The sequence below is a fragment of the Kitasatospora sp. NPDC056181 genome (assembly GCF_042266225.1).
In the GTDB taxonomy this organism is placed as follows: Bacteria; Actinomycetota; Actinomycetes; order Streptomycetales; family Streptomycetaceae; genus Kitasatospora.
On sequence record NZ_JBHJUK010000013.1, the window covers coordinates 88,003 to 105,322 of the forward strand.

Below are 17,320 nucleotides of genomic sequence, written 5' to 3' on the forward strand. Positions count from 1 at the left end.
ACCGGTCGCGCGACGGCGGTCCGCGGCGGGTCCCGCGCCGGACGGTGGCCCGTGCGGGAACGACGACGGGCCCGCCCCACCGAAGTGGAGCGGGCCCGTGGTCAGTACGTCCTACGCGCTACTCGCGCGCTTGCGGCGTCAGTTCTTCCAGCGCGGCTTGCGGTCGTCGCGGTTGAAGCCGCCGCCACGGTTGTCACGGTCGCCGAAGCCACCGGAACGGGCACCGCGGTCGTCACGGTCGCGGTTGAAGCCGCCGGAGGCCTGCGGGCGGCCACCGGAGCGGTGGTCGTCGCGGCGGGAGAACGGACGGCTGGAGCCACCGCGCTCGTCGCGGTCACGGCCGAACGCCGGACGGTCGCCGAAGGAGCGGGCCGGACGGTCGCCGAAGCCGCCGGAGCGGCCGCCGCGGTCGTCGCGGTCGCGGTTGAAGCCGCCGCCACGGTTGTCACGGTCGCCGAAGCCACCGGAACGGCTGCCACGGTCGTCACGGTCGCGGTTGAAGCCGCCGCCACGGTTGTCACGGTCGCCGAAGCCACCGGAACGGCCGCCACGGTCGTCACGGTTGAAGCCGCCGGAGCGGGCACCGCGGTCGTCGCGGTCGCGGTTGAAGCCGCCACCACGGTTGTCACGGTCACCGAAGCCACCGGAACGGCCACCGCGGTCGTCACGGTTGAAGCCGCCGGAGCGGCCGCCGCGGTCGTCACGGTCGCGGTTGAAGCCGCCACCACGGTTGTCACGGTCACCGAAGCCACCGGAACGGCCACCGCGGTCGTCACGGTCACGGCCGAAGCCACCGGAACGGCCACCGCGGTCGCCGCGGTCGTCACGGTCGCGGCCGAACGCCGGACGCTCGTTGCGCGCCTCGCGGTACGCCGGGGTGCGCTCCTCGGCCACCGGGGCGGCGGTCTCGACGACGGTCTCCGAAGCCTCGGCGGAGTCGGCCTCGGCGGCCGGCGCCTCGTCCTCGATGCCGAGCTCGGCCCGCTCGCGCGCGGCACGGGCGGCCAGGCGGTCGGCCTCCTCGCGCAGCTCGGTGGCGCGGCGCTGCGCGCGCTCCAGCTGGCGGGTCATGTCGGCGAGCTCGCGCTCGGCGGCACCGGCGATGCCGGCGGCGCTCTCGGCCTGGACCTCGATCAGCGAGCGGGCGCCGGTGATCTTGGCGACCTCGGCGTCGAAGGCGTGGTCGAGGATGTGACGCGAGGCGTCCACGCCCGCGTCCTCCATCAGGCGGAACACGCCGCGGCGCTGGTGCGGCAGCACCAGGGTGACGACGGCGCCGGAGCGGCCGGCACGGGCGGTGCGGCCGGAGCGGTGCAGGTAGTCCTTGTGGTCGCCGGCCGGGTCCACGTTGAGGACCAGGTCGATGCCGTCGACGTGGATGCCGCGGGCGGCCACGTCGGTGGCGACGACGACGTTGACGTAGCCGTCCTTGAAGTCGCCGAGGACGCGGGTACGGGCGCCCTGGGTCATGCCGCCGTGCAGCGCGTCGGCCTTCACGCCGGCCTCGATGAGCTGCTCGGCGACGCGGTCGGCGCCCATCTGGGTGCGGACGAAGATGATCGTGCGGCCCTTGCGGGCGGCGATCGCGTTGGTGATCGGCGCCTTGTCCTTGGGCTTCACCACGAGGATGTGGTGGGTCATGGTGGTGACCGCGCCGGCCGACGGGTCGACCTCGTGGGTGACCGGGCTCTTCAGGTAGCGCTTGACCAGGGTGTCGATCTCGTTCTCCAGGGTGGCGGAGAACAGCAGGCGCTGGCCGCCGGCCGGCACCTGGTCGAGGATCTCGGTGACCTCGGGCAGGAAGCCCATGTCGGCCATCTGGTCGGCCTCGTCGAGCACGACGGTCCGGACGTCGGCCAGCTTGGCGCTGCCGCGGTTCAGCAGGTCGCGCAGACGGCCGGGGGTGGCGACGAGGATGTCGACGCCGCGCTCCAGCGCGTAGATCTGGTTCGACATCGAGGTGCCGCCGCAGACGACCTTGAGCTTGAGGCCGAGCACCGAGCCGAACGGCTCCAGGGCGTCGGCCACCTGCATGGCCAGCTCACGGGTCGGGACGAGGATCAGGCCGCGCGGGTGCTTCGGCTTGGTGCGCTCGCCGTCGGCGAGGCGGGTCAGCAGCGGCAGGCCGAAGCTGAGGGTCTTGCCGGAGCCGGTGCGGCCGCGGCCCAGCACGTCCTTGCCGGCCAGGGCGTCCGGGATGGTCGCGGCCTGGATCGGGAACGGGGTGGTGACGCCGCGCTTGGCGAGGGCGCGCACGACGTCGTCGTGCAGGCCCAGGTCGCCGAAGGTGATGGTGGGCTCGGCGTCCTCGGCGGACTCCTCGTCCGCGAGGGCCTCGTCGACGGCGGTCTCGGCGTCGGAGGAGTCGGCGACGGCCTCGGCGGCGTCGGCGGTGACGTCGATCAGCTCGGCGTCGGGGGTGGTGACATCGGCGGCGGACTCGCTCGCGGGCATGGCGAAGCGGGCGTCGTCAACGAGAGACATGCAAAACCTTCCGGAAGTGGCACGCGCCAAAGTCCGGGTTCTGTTTCACAACCGCCTCTATGCGGTCAGCCACGGATCGCCGGAACGCGCCAAGGGCGCCAGATGGGAATAGGGCGCCAATCAAATGAATCAAACGAACGATCTACCACCATAGACGACCCTCGGGATCAGAGGCAAATGCGCTGGCCAGACTGCTAATGCCCGCCCGGGCCGGGGCTCGGGGCCGAAGATCCGGAGCTTCCGGAGGAGGGTTCGGTGGTCGGCGGGACGGTGGCGGCGGGCGTGGTGTGGCCGGGATCGGGAGTGGCGGACGGCCGTCCGGTCGGACTCGCCGCCGCGGTGCTGGCCGTGGAGCCGCCGGAGCGCCCGTCACCGGTCCCGCCGCCCGGGCCCGCGGTGCCCCCGGACCCGCTCGCACCGCCCGTGGCGCCGGTGCCGGCGCTCGCCCCGCCGCCCGACGAGCCCGCGCCCGGCTGGGGTGCGGTGCCGGCGCTCGCGCCCCCGGCCGAACCGTTCGCGCCGGGAGCAACCTCATCGGATGCGGCGCCGGGAACCGCGCCCGCGCCGTCGGTCGTACCGTTCGCGCCGGGGGACGCCGCCCCCGGCGCGGGGGTCAGGCCCGTTCCCGGCGCGCTCTCCGCCTGCACGCCCCCGACGTGCTCCGACCGCCCGGACACGCCACCCTGGTGACCGCCGCCGCTCGGCGCGGCCGATCCGCCGCCCGCGGCCCTGCCCGGCGTCCCGGCCTGGCCGACCGGCACCGCGCCGTGCTTCTCGTCCACCGCCGGCCCCACCGACATGCAGCCGGTCAGGCCCAGTCCGGCCACCGCCAGCACCGCCGCCGCCCGCACCACGCCGTTCCGCACCGCCACCGCCCTAGGCTCGGCCTCCCGGACCGCCACCGCCCGCACCACCGCCGGACGGTCCTCCCGGGCGCCCGCCCCGCGCGCCGAAGTCACCGCACGCACCGCACGCATTGCCGCCACCGCGCTCCCTCTCCCGCCGCCCCGTCCGGGGCCGCCCGGGCCGACCACCGGCCGCCCACCGCGCCCGGCACTACCGGTGCCCAACGCGCGCCCGGGGTGACGGGACACGGGCAGCCCGGCAGGAAGCCCCCCGGTGCCATCCGCCCGGCGCAACCCCGGGGGCCCCGGCCTCCCGAGGGCCCGAACCTCCCGAGGGGCCCAACCTCCCGGGGGCCCGAACCTCCCGGGGACCCGCGCCCCGGGGCCTCTCCGGCCCCGCTCAGCCCCAGAGCGCCGAGGCCAGACCCGCCCCCGCGTACACCGCCGCCAGCCCCACCACCAGGCTGCCCGCCACGTTGGCCACCGCGTACCGCCCGGCGCCGCTCTCGGCCAGCCGCAGGGTCTCGTACGAGAAGGTCGAGTACGTGGTCAGCGCCCCGCAGAACCCCGTCCCGAGCAGCAGTTGGAGCTGCGAGGACGCCGCACCCGCCGCCACCGCCCCGGTCAGCAGGCCGAGCACCAGGCAGCCGGACGCGTTCACGGCGAAGGTCCCCCACGGGAAGACCGAGTCGTGCCGGGACTGCACCGCCCGGTCGGTCAGGTACCGCAGCGGCGCGCCGACCACCGCCCCGGCCAGCACCAGCAGCCAGTTCACCCCGCCACCCCCGTCCCGGGGCCCGCGCCGGACCCGCCCGTACCGGGGCCCGTTCCCGTGTCGGACCGGCCCCGTCCCACGTACCTGATCACCTCGCACGGGTCGAGCACCACCAGCCCCTCCGCCACCAGCTCGTCCAGCTGCGGCAGGAAGGCCCGCACCCGCTCCTCGGCGTCCACGATCACCACCGCCACCGGCAGGTCCTCGCTCATCGACAGCAGCCGCGCCGTGTGCACCAGCGACGAGGCGCCGAAGCCCTCGATCCCCCGGAACACGCTCGCCCCGGCCAGCCCGGCGGCCCGCGCCCGGTGCACGATCTCGCTGTAGAGCGGGCGGTGGTGCCAGCGGTCGTTCTCGCCGACCAGCACGGTGAGCCGCAGCGCGGGCCCGGTCAGCCCGGTCATCGCCCCTCCCTTGCGCCCCGGTGGATCAGACGCCGCGTCAACCCCGCCGCCGCCCAAACCGCGGCCAGCGCCGCCAGCAGCGTCAGCCCCAGGTAGGCCAGCCCGGCGCCCAGCCTGCCCTCCTCCAGCAGCCGCCGGATGTCCACCGCGTACGTCGAGAACGTGGTGAACCCGCCCAGCACGCCGGTCCCGAAGAACGGCCGCAGCAGCGGGTGCGCCGGGCGGCCCTCGGTGATCGCCACCAGGAACACGCCGATCACCGCGCAGCCGACCACGTTCACCACCAGCGTGGTCCAGGGGAAGTCCGCAGGCCCGTTCGGCCAGAGCAGCGCCGCCCCGTAGCGGGCCGACGCCCCGACCGCCCCGCCCAGCGCCACCACCGCGACGGCCGGCCCCTGCCCGCGCAGCACCGGCGGCCGCCGCGGCACGGCCGCCCCGGGCCCCACCCGCGGCGGCCCGTCCACCGCGCTGCCCGCGGCACCGCCCGCCGGGCCGCCTGCTGAGCCGTTCGAGGTCGCCATAGGCCCATGAAACACCGGCCACGACCGTCTGGCACGCCGTCACCCCAGACCCGACAATGATCCGGTGGAGATGACCCGGGAAGAGTTCGAGACGCTGGTCAGTGACGCACTCGACCAGATTCCCCCGCAGCTCGCGGCCATGATGGACAACGTCGCCGTCTTCGTCGAGGACGAGCCCGACCCCGCCGACCCCGAACTCCTCGGCCTCTACGAGGGCACCCCCCTCACCGAACGCGGCGAGTGGTACGCCGGCGTCCTGCCCGACCGGATCATCGTCTACCTCGGTCCGACCCTGCGGCACTGCGAGACCCGCGAGCAGGTGGTGGACGAGGTCCGCACCACCGTGATCCACGAGGTCGCCCACCACTTCGGCTTCGACGACCACGAGCTCGACGAGCTCGGTTGGTCCTGAACCCCCGCCCCCACCGGCCCCGCCCGGTCGGTCGAAACCCGTTTTGGCGTTCGGCCCGACATCCCATATGCTTCTCGACGTCCCCGGGAACGCTGGAAACAGCCGGAACGGCCGCAAGCCCTCATCGTCTAGTGGCCCAGGACGCCGCCCTTTCAAGGCGGTAGCACGGGTTCGAATCCCGTTGGGGGCACGCAGTACCGTAGTAAAGTGCAGTGCGCAAGACCTCATGTGGAGAAATCCGCACTAGGTCCCGTGGAGCAGTTGGTTAGCTCGCCACCCTGTCAAGGTGGAGGTCGCGGGTTCAAGTCCCGTCGGGATCGCTCGTCTCGCAAGAGACGGTGCAGTACGGCCAGGTAGCTCAGTTGGTACGAGCGTCCGCCTGAAAAGCGGAAGGTCGCCGGTTCGACCCCGGCCCTGGCCACCGTACGAGGAAGGCCCCGGAGAGTTCGCTCTCCGGGGCCTTCTGCATGTCGCCTGCGCCATCCGGTACGCCAACCGGTACGCCAACGGCGCGGCGAACGATCGGCGGTCCGACCGGAGGACCCTGGCAGCGGTCCGGAAGGCGGAGCACCCGGCGAACGGCGCATTCGGGCGGTCGGCGGAACCTGCTGGTGGTCCGGCGCCGGTTCGACGCGCACGCCCCGCTGGTGCTACTTCCGGGCGAGAACACCGACCTGGTCCCACCAACCATGGGAGAAGCCGCCACCCCGGACCTGACGTACCTTCCGAGCCCTACCGGCCGCCGGCGAGCTGGGTGGTGAGCCAGTCCGCGGTGGCCGGGAGCCAGTCGGGGAGGGCGTTGCCGAGCAGGTGGTTGCCGTGCGGGACGAGGAGGAGCTCGGCCCGGGGGGCGTGGCGGGCCAGGGGTTCGGCGTTGGTGACGCCGGGGATCCGGTCCTCGCCGCCCTCGACGACCAGGAGGGGGCCGGTGACGGCCGGGGCCAGGGCGGAGAGGTCGACGCGGCGGGCGAAGGCGCGGGCGGCCTCCGGGCTGCCGCAGCGCTGGGTCAGGGTCGCGGTGACGAAGGGGACCAGCGCGTCCCAGTCCAGCCGGTACGGGCCGCTGACCACCGCGGTGGCGCGGACCCGTGGCTCGTGGGCGGCGGTGACCGCGGCGTAGTAGCCGCCGAGGCTGAGGCCGATCACCCCGACGCGGCCGGCGTCCACGCCGTCCCGGGCCGTGAGGGCGTCGATCACCCGGCCGACCACGTGGTGGTAGTCCGGGTCGGGGGCGCTGGTCGCGGCGAGGACGCCCTGGCCCGGGCCGTCCATGGCGAACACGGCCGTGCCCCGGGCGAGCAGCGCCTCGGCGACGGCGTGGAACTCCTCCTTCCCCGAGTCCATTCCGGGGACGACCACCACCACCGGTGACCGCCCGCCACCGGCGGGGCGGCGGAGCCAGCCGGCGAACGAGGCGCCCTCGACCCGCTCGGCCGACGGGTCGAGGTGGGCCAGCGCGCGGCCCATCGCCCGGTCCGCCTCGGTGGCGGCGAGGGCGGCCGCCTCGCGGTCGGGGTCCGGGAGCAGCCCGGCGAAGTGGAACCAGCGGGCGGCCGTCCGGTACGCCTCGCCGGCCGTGCGGTGGTGGCCCTGCGCGGCGGCGCGGTCGGCGGTGGCGAGGTGTCGTCGGCCGGCGGCCCGGCAGGCCTCGGGCCACGCGGTCAGGGACGGCAGTGCGGCGGTGACGCGGGTGTACTCGTGCGGGTCCAGTCCGGCGCCGGTGGCGCGCGGGCGGTTCTCCCCGACGAAGGCCGGCAGCAGGTCCGGGTGGTCGAGGAAGGAGAGGTCGGGGGGATTCGTCATCAGGTGTGGCTCTCTTCGACGGTGGGTCAGTTCCTCGGTGACTCGGCGCGCCTCGACGCGCCCCAGCGCGCCTCGGGGCGGGGTCAGGACAGGGTCAGCACGGCCTTGCCGCGGATCCGGCGCTCCCGCAGGTCGGTGAGGACGGCGGCGGTCTCCGCCCAGGGTGCGATCCGGCCGATCTCCGGGGTCAGCCGGCCCTCCCCGACCAGACGGACCAGGGTGGCGAGGTCGTCCCCGTCGGGAACGTCCGAGTCGGCGTAGTGGAAGTGCCGCAGCGTGGCGGACTCCGGGCCCGCGAAGAAACCGAAGAAGTCGAGCGTCGCGGGTGTCCGGGAGGCCTGGCCGAACCAGATCAGCGTGCCGCGCCGGGCCAGCCGGGCGAGTGCCAGGGGCAGGTTCGGACCGCCCGTCGACTCCAGCACCAGGTCGTACGGGCCGCGCGCCGCGCCGACCTCGTGGACGACCTCCGCCGCGCCCAGCTCGGCCAGCCGCCGGCCGCGTTCGGGCGAGGCCGTGACCACGGTGAGTTCGGCACCTGCGGCCGCGGCCAGCTCGGTGACGTAGTGGCCGACGCCCCCGGAGGCGCCGGTGAGCAGCACCCGACGGCCGGCCAGCGCGCCGGCGGTGCGGAGCAGGCGCAGCGCGGTCAGCCCGGCCAGCGGGAGGGCGGCCGCGCGGACGCTGTCCAGGTCGTCCGGGAGCTCGGCGAGCGAGGTGGTGGGCACGCAGACGTACTCGGCCCAGCCGCCGGCGGGCGGGTGGCCGACCACCCGGCGGCAGGCGGCCGGGCCGGAGCCGTCGGCGGCGGCCTGGACGACCAGGCCCGCGATGTCCTTGCCGGGGCGCCAGCCCGGCTCGGGCGCCTCCAGCTGGAAGGTCTCGCCGCGGTTCACCGAGAACGCCTCGACCTTCACCAGCGCCTCGCCGGGCCCGGGCCGCGGCTGCTCCACCTCCGCGAACCCGACCGCCGTGTCCGCCCGTCCGGTCGCCGTCAGCGCCCTCATGACCTTCGCCCTCCTCCGGCCCCTCGCCGGCCGGTCCGGCCGAGGTGGTGTCCCCAGCACACCGCGGGCCGCCGCACCCGGTCCAACAACCGCCCGGGTGCGACGACAACCGTCCGTTGTCACGCCGTCGGGGGGCCGGCGGCGCCCGGCCGCCCGGCAGGGCTCCGTCACACCGGGCCCGCACGGGCGCGAGGAGGCGGACCGGGCCCGCACGGGCGCGGGGGAGGCGGACCGGGAGCGCGGCCGGGCCCGTACGCTGGGCGGCCATGGATCTCGATCTCGCCCAGGTGCGGGCCTTCGCCGTGGCGGCCGAGGAGCTGCACTTCGGGCGCGCCGCCGCGCACCTGGCGATCAGTCAGCAGGCGCTGTCCAAGCGGGTGGCCCGGCTGGAGGCGGCGCTCGGGGCGCGGTTGCTGGACCGGGACGCTCGCGGGGTCGCCCTGACCGCGGCGGGGCGGCGGTTCCTGGAGCCCGCCCGACGGCTGCTCGTCCACGGGGACCACGCGGTGGCGGCGGTGGCCTGTGCGCGGCGCCCGCTGCGGATCGACGTCTGGGGGCACCTGTACGCGCCGATGCGGACGGTCGCCCAGGCCGTCGAGGGGGTCCCCGGGCTGGAGGTGGAGCCGGAGCCGGGGCGGGACCTGCCGTCGGTGGCGGCGGCCCTGCTGCGGGGCGAGTCCGACGCCGGGTTCGGCCGGGTGCACCCGCTGCCGGACGGCCGGGACACGGGACTGGCGCACCGTCTGGTGCGGCTGGAGCCGGTGGACGCGCTGCTGAGCACCGATCACCCGCTGGCCGGCCGTGACGTGCTCCGGCCGGCCGACCTGCGGGACAGCGTGCTGCGCTACCCGGCCGCGGTGGACCGGCTGGACTTCCTGACCCGGTTCGCCGACCAGTTCGGCATCGCGGGGCGGACCGGTTCGGCCAACCTGGGCCTGGAGCACTTCGTGGAACGGGTCCGCACCGACCCGGCCTGCTTCTCCCTCCTCCCCGCCGACTGCCCGCTCCCGGAGCCGCCGGCCGCGCCCGGCCGCCCCGGCGTGCGGACCGTGCCGCTCGCCGACCCGACCCCGCTGTACGCCTGGTCGCTGGTCTGGCGCGACGGGGACGGCTCCGGCGGTGAGCAGCGGCACCCCCAACTGGACCCTTTGCTGCGGGCGTTCGGTGAGGAGGCGCGGCGCAGCCGCTGGCTGGAGTACGACCCGGCCCGTGACTGGCTGCCCGGCCCCGACCAGGAGGCCCTGGAGGCGTGACGCAACGGGCCGCCGGAGCGAGGCCCGAACGCCCGGGCGGCCGGACACCCCGAACGCCCGAACACCGGAACGCCCGGACGCCGGACCCGCCCGGGCGGGAGGAGCCCTCAGTCGTCGACCGCCTGATACGCGAGCGTCTCGAAGTCGCGGGCGGCCTTCGGCGGGGCGGCGGTCTCGAACATCCGCTGGGTGAGCAGGATTCCGGTCAGCCGCTCCGCCGGGTCGTTGAACCACGTGGTGCCGAGGCCGCCGTCCCACCCGTAGCGGCCGGGGGCGGCGGGGCCGGTCCGGGTGGTGGCGACGGAGACCCCGAAGCCCCAGCCGGTGAGGTCCTCCCGGCCCAGCAGCGGGCCGGAACGGGCCAGCTGCGCGGGGGTGAGGTGGTTGGTGGTCATCAGCTCGACGAACGGGCGGGACAGCACCCGGACCCCGCCGTGGCTGCCGCCGCCGAGGAGCATCCGGGCGAAGGCCAGGTAGTCGTCCACGGTGGAGACCAGGTCCCCGCCGGCGTCGGGGAACGCCGGCTCCACGGCCCACGCGCTGTCGGTCGTCCCGTCGTACTGCACGAGCCGCCCGGTGCCGGGGTCGCGGAAGTACTCGGCCGGCAGCCGGTGGAGCCGGCCGGGCGGGACGGTCAGGCCGGTGTCCCGCATGCCCAGCGGTTCGAGGACCCGCTCGCGCAGCACCTCCCCGAGCGGCTTCCCGCAGGCCCGGGCAAGCAGCACGCCGAGCACGGCGGAACCCGTGTGGTAGAGCCACGCCGTGCCCGGCTGGTGCAGCAACGGCAGTTCGCCGAGCCGACGCAGGTACTCGTCGGGGGCGGGGTAGCCGGTCCGCGGCGGGCGGACGTCGACCCCGCGTTCGGCGAGCGCACGGACCACCGGAGCCGACTCGGGGAGCGTCGTGAAGCCGTGGCCGAGCCGGAAGGTGAGCAGGTCCCGCAGGGTGATCGGGCGCTCGGCCGGTTCGGTGTCGTCCAGCTCGGCGTCGGGCCGGCGCAGCACCCGGCGGCCGGCCAGCTCCGGCAGCAGTTCGTCCACCGGGTCGTCGAGGCGCAGGACGCACTCCTCGACCAGGGTGAGCGCCGCCACGGCGGTGACCGGCTTGGTCATGGACGCGATCCGGAAGAGCGAGTCCCGCCGCATCGGCTCGGCACCGCCGAGAGTGAGGCTTCCGAGCACCTCGACGTGCTCCGCCCCGCCGCGGGCGACCGCCGCGACGAGGCCGGGCAGCTCACCCCGATCGACGTGACCGGAGAGCACCGCGTGCATCCGGCCCAACCGGCCCCTGGACAACCCCGCCAACGCCGTCGTGCTCATCGGCCACCCCCTCCAGGCCGCTGACGGCCCGTCATGAATGCTGTCCGGGCCACTGTGCACCACGGCACCGACAATCGGGCGGCGGACCACCGGCGCCCGACGGAGCCGGCACCCGGCAGAGCCGGCACCTGGCAGGGCGGTCACCCGGCAGGGCAGGCACCCCTACAGAGCGGGTGACTGCCGGAGCCGTCACACGACGGTCAGCGCAGCCAGTCGCTGTTGGTGGCCAGCAGTGCGCCGTCCGCCCCGTAGACCTTGATGTTCCCTCCGGCCGAGGCGGCGGCCCGGGGGATGGCGACCCAGCGGACGGGCGAGTCGCCGACGGTGACCAGCGCCGGTTCGGTGGTGGTGCCGTCGGGGAGGGTCACGACCAGCTTCGCGGCGTCCGAGCCCACCTGGAGCAGCACCACGGTCGGTGCGTCCTTGATGGCCGGGTCCGGCGCGTCCTTGGCCCGCGGGCCGAGGGCGGAGCCCGTCAGGTTGCCGTAGGGGTCCGTGGCCCTCGGCGGCTCCCCACCCGGGGCCGGGGTCTCGTGCGTCGCGTCGACCGGGAGCCGCTTGCCGTCCAGCGTGACGTAGAGGTCCACCAGGTCCTGACCCTCGTGCCGGTACTGCTGCACGAAGTCCTCGGTGGGCTCGGGCAGGTCGGGGCGGGCCGTGCGCTGGTCCTGCCAGATCAACCGGGCCTGCTGGTAGGCCTGGTCCTTGCCGGTGGCGGGCCAGAGCGCCGCCCACGCCGTCCACGCCTTGCCGTTGGACGTGCCCTCCGCCAGCTTGACCCGGACCGGCGTGAACGGGTCCCGGGCCGCCGCCGAGACCGTGGCCGTCGGCCGGGCCGACGGAACCGCACCAGCACCAGCGCCCGACGCGCCCGACCCGGCCGCCGCCGTCACCACCGTGGCCGCACCGGCTCCGCCGCCGCCCGCGCCCAGCACGACGCCGCCCCCGGCCACCGCGACCACGGCCAGCGCCAGCGCCCCCACCGCGGCCGACCGCCGCCGCAGCCGCCTGCGGCGGCCGCCCGCCAGCACCCGGTCGTACGGCACCGGCCCGATCTCCACCCCCTCGGCCAACCCGGCCAGGCTCCGCGCCACGACGTTCTCGTCCTGCCCGCTCATACCGTTCCTCCGATGCTCGTCATCCCGATGAGTGAGGTGGCGGCCCGGAGCTTGGCGATCCCCTTGGACGCCTGGCTCTTGACCGTCCCGACCGAGCAGCCCATCGCCGTGGCCGTCTGGCCCTCGCTGAGGTCCTCCCAGTACCGCAGGACCACCGCCTGCCGCTGCCGCGCCGGCAGGGTGGCGAGCGCGGCCAGCAGGGCCACCCGCTCGTCCAGCCCGCCGAGCCCGTCCGGCCCGGCCTGTTCCGGCACGGCCGTGACCAGGTGCTCCGGCACTCTGCGGCGGAACCGCCGGGCGTGCTCGTTGACCAGGATCCGGCGCACGTACGCGTGCGGATCGCCGGTCCGGCGGACCCTGCCCCAGGCGACGTAGGCCCGCTCCAGGGCCTGCTGGACCAGGTCCTCCGCCGAGTACCGGTCCCCCGCCAGCAGGTACGCCGTGCGCAGCAGCCGCGGCCAGGCGGCACCGGTGAACGCGCGGAACTCGTCGTCCCGCTCGGTCTTCTGGGCTCCCATGAGCACCTCCTCATCCCCCCAGAGCCCACCGCCGCCCCGAACCGTTGCCCGCCGCCCCGCGCGGACCGTCACCGGCCGCTCCCCCACCCCGCGCACCACCCCGGAAACCGCCCCCTCACCGCCGTCCGAACGACGCCCCGGACGGGGTTCGCACATCCCCCGCGGCGGCTGTGACACTGGAGGGGCTCGAAAACCGAGGTGCGCGCCGCCGCATCTCCTTGCGAACCTAGAGGGATGCCCGCCGTGAGTTCTCCCGCAGTCCAGTCCGCCGACGCCCCCGCCCAGGGGCCCAGCATCGGCGAGCTGGCCGCCCGTCTCCCCGAGCTGACACTGCGCGACGAGGTGCGGATCGGGCGCCGGCTGGAGGGCGCCCGCCGGGTCCGCAAGCCCGACGCACGCCAGAAGATCGCCGACGAGATCGCCGGTGACATCGACCGCGCCGAGCTGCTGGTCGAGCAGCGCCGGGCCGCCGTCCCGAAGATCACGTATCCGGCCGAGCTGCCGGTCAGCCAGAAGAAGGACGAGATCCTCGCCGCGATCCGCGACCACCAGGTGGTGATCGTGGCGGGCGAGACCGGCTCCGGCAAGACCACCCAGATCCCCAAGATCTGCCTGGAGCTGGGCCGCGGGGTGCGCGGCCTGGTCGGCCACACCCAGCCCCGCCGGATCGCCGCCCGCACGGTGGCCGAGCGCGTCGCCGAGGAGATGAACACCCCGCTCGGCGAGGCGGTCGGCTGGAAGGTCCGGTTCACCGACCAGGTCGGCCAGGACACCCTGGTCAAGCTGATGACGGACGGCATCCTGCTCGCGGAGATCCAGACCGACCGCGAGCTGCGCCAGTACGACACCCTGATCATCGACGAGGCCCACGAGCGCAGCCTCAACATCGACTTCATCCTCGGGTACGTCAAGCAGCTGCTGCCCCGCCGCCCGGACCTCAAGGTCGTCATCACCTCGGCGACCATCGACCCCGAGCGGTTCGCCCGCCACTTCAACGACGCCCCGATCGTCGAGGTGTCCGGCCGCACGTACCCGGTCGAGGTGCGCTACCGCCCGGTCGTCGACGACGCCGACGCCGAGGACGACTCCACCGAGGCCGACCGGGACCGCGACCAGATCCAGGCGATCTGCGAGGCCGCCGAGGAGCTCCAGGCCGAGGGCCCCGGCGACATCCTGGTCTTCCTCTCCGGCGAGCGCGAGATCCGCGACACCGCCGACGCGCTCAACAAGCTGAAACTGAAGTTCACCGAGGTCCTCCCGCTCTACGCCCGGCTGAGCTCGGCCGAGCAGCACAAGGTCTTCCAGCGCTCCAACTCCCGCCGGATCGTCCTGGCCACCAACGTCGCCGAGACCAGCCTCACCGTCCCGGGCATCAAGTACGTGATCGACCCGGGCACCGCCCGCATCTCCCGCTACAGCCATCGCACCAAGGTGCAGCGGCTCCCGATCGAGGCGATCAGCCAGGCCAGCGCCAACCAGCGCAAGGGCCGCTGCGGCCGCACCTCGGACGGCATCTGCATCCGGCTGTACTCGGAGGAGGACTTCCTCTCCCGCCCCGAGTTCACCGACGCCGAGATCCTGCGCACCAACCTGGCCTCGGTCATCCTCCAGATGACCGCCGCCGGCCTCGGCGACATCGCCGCCTTCCCGTTCCTGGACCCGCCGGACTCCCGCAACATCAAGGACGGCGTCAGCCTCCTGCACGAGCTCGGCGCCCTCGACCCGGACGAGAAGGACGTCCGCAAGCGCCTCACCCCGCTCGGCCGCCGGCTGGCCCAGCTCCCGGTGGACCCGCGGATGGCCCGCATGGTGCTGGAGGCCGACAAGAACGGCTGCGTCCGCGACGTCATGGTGATCGCCGCCGCGCTCTCCATCCAGGACCCGCGCGAGCGCCCCACCGAGAAGCGCCAGGCCGCCGACGACCGGCACCGCCGCTTCCAGTCGGAGACCTCCGACTTCCTCTCCTACCTGGCCATGTGGCGCTACGTGCGGGAGCAGCAGAAGGAGCTCTCCTCCTCGGCCTTCCGCCGGATGTGCAAGGCCGAGTTCCTGAACTACCTGCGGATACGGGAGTGGCAGGACATCTACTCCCAGCTGCGCACGGTCGCCAAGCAGCTCGGCGTCACGATCGAGGAGCCGCATCCCGATGCCGAGCCGGACTCCGACCGGATCCACCAGTCGCTGCTGGCCGGCCTGCTCTCCCACATCGGCCTGTTCGACGTGGAGAAGCGCGAGTACGGCGGTGCGCGCGGTGCGCGGTTCGCGGTCTTCCCCGGCTCGGGCCTGTTCAAGAAGCCGCCGCGCTGGGTGATGTCCGCCGAGCTGGTCGAGACGTCCCGGCTCTGGGCCCGGATCAACGCCAAGATCGAGCCCGAGTGGGTGGAGCCGCTGGCCGGCCACCTGATCAAGCGCAGCTACAGCGAGCCGCACTGGGAGAAGAAGGCCGGCGCCGTGCTGGCGTACGAGAAGGTGACCCTCTACGGGATGCCGGTCGTCGCCCAGCGCAAGGTGAACTACGGCCGGATCGACCCGGAACTCTGCCGCGAGCTGTTCATCCGCAACGCCCTGGTCGAGGGCGACTGGGAGACCCACCACAAGTTCTTCGCCGAGAACCGCAAGCTGCTCAGCGAGGTCGAGGAGCTGGAGAACCGGGCCCGCCGCCGGGACATCCTGGTCGACGACCAGACCCTGTTCGAGTTCTACGACGGCCGCCTGCCGGACGACGTCGTCTCCACCCGGCACTTCGACTCCTGGTGGAAGAAGGCCCGGCACGACCAGCCGGACCTGCTCAACTTCGAGAAGTCGATGCTGATCAACGACGCCGCGGACGGCGTCACCGAGGCGGACTACCCGGACCACTGGCAGCAGGGCAAGCTCCGCTTCCAGCTGACCTACCAGTTCGAGCCGGGCAGCGACGCGGACGGCGTGACCGTCCACATCCCGCTGCCGGTGCTCAACCAGGTCACCGCGGAGGGCTTCGACTGGCAGATCCCGGGCCTGCGCGAGGAGCTGGTCACCGCCTGGATCAAGTCCCTCCCCAAGGCGGTCCGGCGCAACTTCGTCCCGGCACCGGACTTCGCCAAGGCGGCGCTGCGCCAGGTGAAGGACCGCCAGGAGCCCCTGCTGCCGACCCTGGAGCACGTCCTCAAGCGGCTGACGGCGGTCACCGTCCCGCCGGAGGCCTGGGACGACGACCGGGTGCCGGACCACCTCAAGGTGACCTTCCGGGTGGTGGACGGCCGCAAGAAGCTCGCCGAGTCCAAGGACCTGGAGGAGCTGCGGCTCCGGCTCAAGCCCAAGCTGAAGGAGACGCTCTCCTCGGCCGCGTCCGGCCAGGGCATCGAGCAGTCCGGGCTGACCGCCTGGCCCGCCTCGCTGCCCGTGCTCCAGCGCACCTTCGAACAGCGCTCGCGGGGCCACTCGCTGCGCGCCTACCCGGCGCTGGTGGACGAGCGGGACGCCGTCGGCATCAAGCTGTTCGACACCCCGCAGGCCCAGGCCAAGGCGATGTGGGAGGGCACCCGGCGGCTGCTGATGCTGACCACCAACTCGCCCGCCAAGTCGATCCAGGGCCGCCTGGGCAACCAGGCCAAGCTCGCCCTCTCGTACAACCCGCACGGCTCGGTCCCGGCGATGTTCGAGGACGTGGTGGCCTGCGCCACCGACCGGCTGATGACCCTGTCCGGCGGACCGGCCTGGGACGAGGCGGCCTTCGGCAAGCTGCACGAGAAGGTGCGGGCCGACCTCTACGACCTCTCGGCGGACACCACGCTCAAGACCGCCACCGCGCTGATCGCCTTCCACAAGGCGTCGACCCGGCTGAAGTCGGTGAGCAGCCCGGTCCTGCTGACGGCGGTGAACGACATCCGGCTGCACCTGGCCTCGCTGGTGCACCCGGGCTTCGTCACCGAGACCGGCTGGCAGCGGCTGACGGACCTCAAGCGCTACCTGCTGGCGGTGGACCGCCGGCTGGAGGCACTGCCCAACCACCCGCAGCGGGACGCCCAGCAGCTGCTGAAGGTCCAGCAGGTGCAGCAGGAGTACGGGGAGCTGCTGGCGGCCGTGCCGGCCGGGCAGGAGCCCTCCCCGGAGGTGCGGGCGATCCGCTGGATGATCGAGGAGCTGCGGGTCAGCTTCTTCGCGCAGTCGCTCGGCACGCCGACGCCCGTCTCGGAGAAGCGGATCGCCAAGGCGATGGAGGCCGCCAGGGCCACGCTCTGAGCCGCTTCCCGGCCGTTCCCCCCGCCCGGCCCGCGGGCCGGTCCCTGAGCTGGGCGGGGGCCCTCAGGAGCCAGTTCGACCTGGGGGCCCACCATGGGCTACGATCTGTCTTGTTCGCAGCGCAGCAAGCAAAGCGAACGGATCAGAAAACTCTGGTCCCGTGGAGCAGTTGGTTAGCTCGCCACCCTGTCAAGGTGGAGGTCGCGGGTTCAAGTCCCGTCGGGATCGCCGTAGTCGAGAGGCCCGGAACCGTTTGGTTCCGGGCCTCTCGCGTTTTGTCCGACCCCTCCCTTACCCCGAGCTAGGTCTAGACCACAAGTGACAGTCCGTGTGACTGTCGTCACTTCCCTTTTCCTGAGAGCGGCCGGGCGGGGCCCCTTCCAGGGGGGCACTAATTTAATATGTAAAATTGCACAGGTATTAACTGTAAATCCCCCCCGCCCCAGAAGCATCAAATCGTTATCCGGAGTTCAACATTCCGTACCGTCGGACGGGAACGCCGACGCGCTCCGGGCATGGCAAAGGGGCCGCGGGTGGGGCCCCGCCGGGGGGGGGGTAGGGCCCCCGTGTAATATCCGTGGGGGGGTATAGCCGAGGGGGGCGGGGGGGGGGTTCACGCCCCCAGAGCGCGCCCCGCCGCCCC

At 74.0% G+C, this 17,320-nt stretch carries 13 protein-coding genes and 4 tRNA genes; 7 read left to right on the forward strand and 10 right to left on the reverse strand.

The window, feature by feature from the left end:
- Window positions 1-138: 138 nt before the first annotated feature.
- The 5 genes from ACFC1F_RS08335 to crcB (ACFC1F_RS08355) form a co-directional block, all read right to left on the reverse strand.
- Window positions 139-2,484 carry a DEAD/DEAH box helicase gene (locus tag ACFC1F_RS08335; RefSeq protein WP_376156550.1) on the reverse strand — a complete coding sequence of 782 codons (2,346 nt, stop codon included), beginning with the start codon at window positions 2,482-2,484 and terminating at the stop codon, window positions 139-141.
- Between the two features lie 194 nt (window positions 2,485-2,678).
- Window positions 2,679-3,443, reverse strand: a complete 765-nt coding sequence (locus tag ACFC1F_RS08340) for a hypothetical protein (protein ID WP_376156551.1) — start codon at window positions 3,441-3,443, stop codon at window positions 2,679-2,681.
- A 286-nt stretch (window positions 3,444-3,729) separates the two neighbouring features.
- Window positions 3,730-4,104, reverse strand: coding sequence for a fluoride efflux transporter CrcB (gene crcB, locus ACFC1F_RS08345; protein WP_209413564.1), 375 nt, complete (start codon window positions 4,102-4,104; stop codon window positions 3,730-3,732).
- The gene (locus tag ACFC1F_RS08350) at window positions 4,101-4,508 is read right to left on the reverse strand and encodes a DUF190 domain-containing protein (RefSeq protein WP_209413565.1); all 408 of its coding nucleotides are present in this window, start codon (window positions 4,506-4,508) and stop codon (window positions 4,101-4,103) included. The genes crcB (ACFC1F_RS08345) and ACFC1F_RS08350 overlap by 4 nt, the downstream gene beginning before the upstream one ends.
- Window positions 4,505-5,029 carry a fluoride efflux transporter CrcB gene (crcB, locus tag ACFC1F_RS08355; protein ID WP_376156554.1) on the reverse strand — a complete coding sequence of 175 codons (525 nt, stop codon included), beginning with the start codon at window positions 5,027-5,029 and terminating at the stop codon, window positions 4,505-4,507. The genes ACFC1F_RS08350 and crcB (ACFC1F_RS08355) overlap by 4 nt, the downstream gene beginning before the upstream one ends.
- Before the next feature lie 70 nt (window positions 5,030-5,099).
- Between crcB (ACFC1F_RS08355) and ACFC1F_RS08360 the strand changes: the two genes are divergently transcribed.
- The 4 genes from ACFC1F_RS08360 (at window position 5,100) to ACFC1F_RS08375 (ending at window position 5,862) form a co-directional block, all read left to right on the forward strand.
- Entirely contained in the window at window positions 5,100-5,441 is a 342-nt protein-coding gene (locus ACFC1F_RS08360) for a metallopeptidase family protein (RefSeq protein WP_148644860.1), read from the forward strand.
- 117 nt (window positions 5,442-5,558) lie between these two features.
- A tRNA-Glu gene (locus tag ACFC1F_RS08365) sits at window positions 5,559-5,631 on the forward strand.
- A 56-nt stretch (window positions 5,632-5,687) separates the two neighbouring features.
- A tRNA-Asp gene (locus tag ACFC1F_RS08370) sits at window positions 5,688-5,761 on the forward strand.
- A 27-nt stretch (window positions 5,762-5,788) separates the two neighbouring features.
- Window positions 5,789-5,862 (forward strand) — tRNA-Phe (locus ACFC1F_RS08375).
- Window positions 5,863-6,173: 311 nt separating this feature from the next.
- On the opposite strand, the gene ACFC1F_RS08380 is transcribed toward ACFC1F_RS08375, so the two are convergent.
- Together ACFC1F_RS08380 and ACFC1F_RS08385 are read right to left on the reverse strand one after the other, a co-directional pair.
- Window positions 6,174-7,244 (reverse strand): alpha/beta hydrolase family protein, encoded by a 1,071-nt coding sequence (locus ACFC1F_RS08380; RefSeq protein ID WP_376156556.1) that lies wholly within the window; start codon window positions 7,242-7,244, stop codon window positions 6,174-6,176.
- An 83-nt stretch (window positions 7,245-7,327) separates the two neighbouring features.
- A complete protein-coding gene (locus ACFC1F_RS08385) occupies window positions 7,328-8,248 on the reverse strand; it encodes a zinc-binding dehydrogenase (protein ID WP_209413568.1) in 921 nt (306 codons plus the stop codon).
- A gap of 266 nt (window positions 8,249-8,514) precedes the next feature.
- On the opposite strand from ACFC1F_RS08385, the gene ACFC1F_RS08390 reads away from it, so the two are divergent.
- A complete protein-coding gene (locus ACFC1F_RS08390; RefSeq protein WP_376156557.1) occupies window positions 8,515-9,501 on the forward strand; it encodes a LysR family transcriptional regulator in 987 nt (328 codons plus the stop codon).
- 107 nt (window positions 9,502-9,608) lie between these two features.
- Here the strand turns inward: ACFC1F_RS08390 and ACFC1F_RS08395 are convergent, their stop codons facing one another.
- From ACFC1F_RS08395 to ACFC1F_RS08405, 3 genes are all read right to left on the reverse strand, one after another.
- Entirely contained in the window at window positions 9,609-10,820 is a 1,212-nt protein-coding gene (locus ACFC1F_RS08395; RefSeq protein ID WP_376156558.1) for a serine hydrolase domain-containing protein, read from the reverse strand.
- Between the two features lie 200 nt (window positions 10,821-11,020).
- Window positions 11,021-11,938, reverse strand: a complete 918-nt coding sequence (locus ACFC1F_RS08400) for a hypothetical protein (protein WP_376156560.1) — start codon at window positions 11,936-11,938, stop codon at window positions 11,021-11,023.
- Entirely contained in the window at window positions 11,935-12,456 is a 522-nt protein-coding gene (locus tag ACFC1F_RS08405) for a SigE family RNA polymerase sigma factor (protein ID WP_209413572.1), read from the reverse strand. The genes ACFC1F_RS08400 and ACFC1F_RS08405 overlap by 4 nt, the downstream gene beginning before the upstream one ends.
- 234 nt (window positions 12,457-12,690) lie before the next feature.
- Here ACFC1F_RS08405 and hrpA point away from each other — a divergent pair, with 234 nt between their 5' ends.
- Both hrpA and ACFC1F_RS08415 read left to right on the forward strand, forming a co-directional pair.
- Window positions 12,691-16,677 (forward strand): ATP-dependent RNA helicase HrpA, encoded by a 3,987-nt coding sequence (gene hrpA / locus ACFC1F_RS08410; RefSeq protein WP_209413573.1) that lies wholly within the window; start codon window positions 12,691-12,693, stop codon window positions 16,675-16,677.
- 154 nt (window positions 16,678-16,831) lie between these two features.
- Window positions 16,832-16,905, forward strand: a tRNA-Asp gene (locus ACFC1F_RS08415).
- Window positions 16,906-17,320: the final 415 nt, after the last annotated feature.

What these genes read in the sequence shown, in the direction of transcription:
- ACFC1F_RS08335 (WP_376156550.1), bottom strand. Translation starts at nt 2,484, where the DNA reads ATGTCTCTCGTTGACGACGCCCGCTTCGCCATGCCCGCGAGCGAGTCC.
- ACFC1F_RS08350 (WP_209413565.1), bottom strand. Translation starts at nt 4,508, where the DNA reads ATGACCGGGCTGACCGGGCCCGCGCTGCGGCTCACCGTGCTGGTCGGC.
- crcB (WP_376156554.1), bottom strand. Translation starts at nt 5,029, where the DNA reads ATGGCGACCTCGAACGGCTCAGCAGGCGGCCCGGCGGGCGGTGCCGCG.
- ACFC1F_RS08360 (WP_148644860.1), top strand. Translation starts at nt 5,100, where the DNA reads ATGACCCGGGAAGAGTTCGAGACGCTGGTCAGTGACGCACTCGACCAG.
- ACFC1F_RS08380 (WP_376156556.1), bottom strand. Translation starts at nt 7,244, where the DNA reads ATGACGAATCCCCCCGACCTCTCCTTCCTCGACCACCCGGACCTGCTG.
- ACFC1F_RS08385 (WP_209413568.1), bottom strand. Translation starts at nt 8,248, where the DNA reads ATGAGGGCGCTGACGGCGACCGGACGGGCGGACACGGCGGTCGGGTTC.
- ACFC1F_RS08390 (WP_376156557.1), top strand. Translation starts at nt 8,515, where the DNA reads ATGGATCTCGATCTCGCCCAGGTGCGGGCCTTCGCCGTGGCGGCCGAG.
- ACFC1F_RS08395 (WP_376156558.1), bottom strand. Translation starts at nt 10,820, where the DNA reads ATGAGCACGACGGCGTTGGCGGGGTTGTCCAGGGGCCGGTTGGGCCGG.
- ACFC1F_RS08400 (WP_376156560.1), bottom strand. Translation starts at nt 11,938, where the DNA reads ATGAGCGGGCAGGACGAGAACGTCGTGGCGCGGAGCCTGGCCGGGTTG.
- ACFC1F_RS08405 (WP_209413572.1), bottom strand. Translation starts at nt 12,456, where the DNA reads ATGGGAGCCCAGAAGACCGAGCGGGACGACGAGTTCCGCGCGTTCACC.
- hrpA (WP_209413573.1), top strand. Translation starts at nt 12,691, where the DNA reads ATGCCCGCCGTGAGTTCTCCCGCAGTCCAGTCCGCCGACGCCCCCGCC.